This window comes from Rhodococcus sp. R1101, assembly GCF_000278445.1.
GTDB lineage: Bacteria > Actinomycetota > Actinomycetes > Mycobacteriales > Mycobacteriaceae > Rhodococcus > Rhodococcus gordoniae.
In genome coordinates, this window is record NZ_AJVB01000428.1 from 1 (window position 1) to 3,323 (window position 3,323).

Annotated in this window: 2 protein-coding genes; both read right to left on the reverse strand. The window is 65.7% G+C overall.

Features of this window, described 5'->3' with window-relative positions; translation table 11 throughout:
- Positions 1-1,112, reverse strand: a 1,112-nt coding sequence (gene narH / locus R1101_RS0119220) for a nitrate reductase subunit beta (protein WP_016934953.1), incomplete at its 3' end; no start/stop codon positions are given.
- A gap of 52 nt (positions 1,113-1,164) precedes the next feature.
- On the reverse strand, positions 1,165-3,323 hold a 2,159-nt coding region (locus R1101_RS0119225; protein ID WP_016934954.1), incomplete at its 5' end, for a molybdopterin-dependent oxidoreductase.

The following is a 3,323-nucleotide window of genomic DNA, read 5'->3' on the forward strand; positions in this document are numbered from 1 at the left end:
CCGTCGTGTCCCTCGCGGCTGACGGCGTCGACGACGGGCGAGAGCGGTGGCACGTACCAGACCATGGGCATCGTCCGATATTCCGGATGCAGGGGCAACGCCACCCGGTAGGTGCGGATGAGGTCGTAGACGGGTGAACGCTGGGCGGCCTCGACCCACTCGTCGGAGATGCCTTCGGCGCGGGCACCGGCGATCACCTCGGGATCCTTCGGATCGAGCAGCACATTACGCTGCGCCTCGTACAGGTCGGTGTCGTTCTCCACCGAGGCAGCTTCGAGGACGCGATCGACGTCGTAGAGGACGAGACCGATGTACCTGAGCCGGCCCACACACGTCTCCGAGCACACCGTCGGCAATCCGACCTCGACCCGCGGATAGCAGAAGGTGCACTTCTCGGCCTTGCCGGTCTTGTGGTTGAAATACACCTTCTTGTACGGACATCCGGACACACACATCCGCCAGCCGCGGCACCGGTCCTGATCGACGAGCACGATCCCGTCCTCCGTCCGCTTGTACATCGCGCCGGAGGGGCACGACGCCACACACGACGGATTCAGGCAGTGCTCGCAGATCCGCGGCAGGTAGAACATGAAGGTCTGCTCGAACTCGAGTTTCACCTGTTCGCCGACCTTCTTCAGGATCGGGTCGTCAGGCACGATCGCCGGAGAACCACCGAGATTGTCGTCCCAATTCGCCGACCACTCCACCTTCATCGGCTCGCCGGAGATCAGACTGCGCGGCGTCGCCACCGGGATGTGCTCGCCGAGCGGGGCATCGGTGAGGTTGTCGTAGTCGTAGGTCCACGGTTCGTAGTAGTCCTGGATCGAGGGCATCTTCGGATTCGAGAAGATACGGGCGAGTTTCGCGAAGCGTCCGCCGTCGCGGAGGCGCACGCGGCCCCGGGAGTCCCGGATCCACCCGCCCCGCCAGCGCTCCTGGTCTTCGTACGTCCGCGGATATCCTTGCCCCGGGCGCGTTTCGACGTTGTTGAACCATACGTACTCGGTGCCCGATCTGTTGGTCCACGCCTGTTTACAGGTCACCGAACAGGTATGGCATCCGATGCACTTGTCGAGGTTCATCACCATCGCCAGCTGTGCCATGACCTTCACGACCGCCTCGCTTCCTGCGCTCCGCCTCGTCCGGCCGCTCGTTCCGTGCGCATCAGTAGACGACCTCCTGCGATCTGCGCCGCACGATCGTCACCTCGTCGCGCTGGTTACCCGTGGGGCCGAGATAGTTGAACGCGTACGCGGTCTGCGCGTATCCCCCGGCCAGGTGGCTGGGCTTGATGAGGATGCGCGTCAGCGAGTTGTGGATACCGCCGCGCGTACCGGTGGTCTCCGTCCGTGGCACGTCGATGACGCGATCCTGCGCGTGATAGACGAAGACGACGCCCTCGGGCATGCGGTGCGAGACGATCGCCCGGCACACGATGACACCGTTGCGGTTGACCGACTCCACCCAGTCGTTGTCGCTCACCGAGATCTTCGCGGCGTCGGCCGGTGACATCCACATGGTCGGTCCGCCCCGGGACAGCGACAGCATGAACAGGTTGTCCTGGTACTCCGAGTGGATCGACCATTTCGAGTGCGGTGTCAGGTAACGCACCGTGAGACCGATGCCGTCGCCCGTGCCGACCCTCGGCTCTCCGAACAGCCGCGACATGTCGAGCGGAGGGCGGTAGACGGGGAGCTGCTCACCGAGTTCCTCCAGCCAGTCGTGGTCGAGGTAGAAGTGCATCCGGCCCGTCAACGTGCGGAAGGGCTCGAGCTCCTCGATGTTCACCGAGAACGGCGAGTACCTGCGCCCTCCCGTCTCACTCCCCGACCATTCGGGGCTCGTGATGACGGGCACGGGACGGGCCTGGGTGTCCGCATAGGTGATTCGCCTTTCCTCGCTTCCCTCCGCCAGGTGCACGAGCCTGCGCCCGGTACGTTTCTCCAATTCGCGGAACCCCTGGACCGCCAATCTCCCGTTGGAGGTGCCGGACAGAGCGAGAATGGTGTCGGCCATACGTTCGGCGGTATCGATCGCCGGACGCCCCTGTCCGGCACCGGAATTCATGACACCGAACTTCTTCGCAAGTTCGGCGACCTCCCGATCCGGCCGGGTGGTCACGCCCTTGGTGTTGAGCCCGAGCGTCTCGACGAGCGGCCCGAGGGTGGCCCACTTCTCCGCGATCGCGCCGTAGTCGCGTTCGACGACCGTCAGCGGCCCCATCGTCTTCCCCGGAACCGGCACCTCGCCCGTCGACCGCCAGTCCCGCTCCGCGCCGGAGGGATATGCCATCGCTCCCGGGGTGTCGTGCTGCAGGGTGCCCATCACGATGTCCGTGCGGGTTCCGAGGTGCGTGCGCGCCAGGCTGCTGAACACCTTCGCGATGGCGCCGAAGGCGTCGTAGTCCGAACGGGTCTCCCAGGGCGGGTCGACCGCTGCGGTGAAGGCGTGGATGTAGGGGTGCATGTCGGTGCTCGACAGATCACCCTTCTCGTACCACGTGGCAGCGGGCAGGACGACGTCGGAGAACAAGGTCGTCGACGTCATCCGGAAGTCGATCGACATGAGCAGGTCGAGTTTTCCTTCGGGCAGGTCCTCCGGCCGGACCACCTCGCCCGGACGCAGATCCGGTGCCGTGGGATCGGCCTGCACGTTCGAATCGGTGCCGAGCAGATGCCGCAGGAAGTACTCGTTGCCCTTGCTGGACGAGCCGAGCAGATTCGACCGCCACACGCTGAGCACCCGGGGCCAGTTGCGCGGGTCGTCCGGGTCGGTCACCGCGAGTTTCAGGTTCCCTTCCGCGAGTTGCTGCGCGACGTACTCCGGGATCTCCCGGCCTGCCGCGCGCGCGTCATCGACGACGTCGTGGGTGTTGCGGTCGAACTGGGGATAGAAGGGCGACCAGCCCATCGCCACCGCGGACGCCATGACATCCATCGTGTGCTTGTCGCGAAAACGCCCGCGTCCCAGCGGGCTCGACAGCGCGTCGGCGCGATATCCGTCGTAGCGCCATTGATCGGTGTGCACGTACCAGTAGGAGGTGCCGGCCATCTGCCGGGGCGGGCGGCTCCAGTCGGTCCCCATCGCCATCGCGGCCCATCCCGTGACCGGACGGCATTTCTCCTGGCCGACGTAGTGCGCCCACCCTCCTCCGTTGCGGCCCATGCAGCCGGTGAGCATGAGCAGCGCGAGCACTGCGCGATAGGTCGCGTCACCGTGGAACCACTGGCAGATGCCCGCACCCATGATGATCATCGAACGCCCGCCCGATTCCTCGGCGTTGCGTGCGAACTCCTTCGCGATTCGGATCGCTTGGGCCGCAG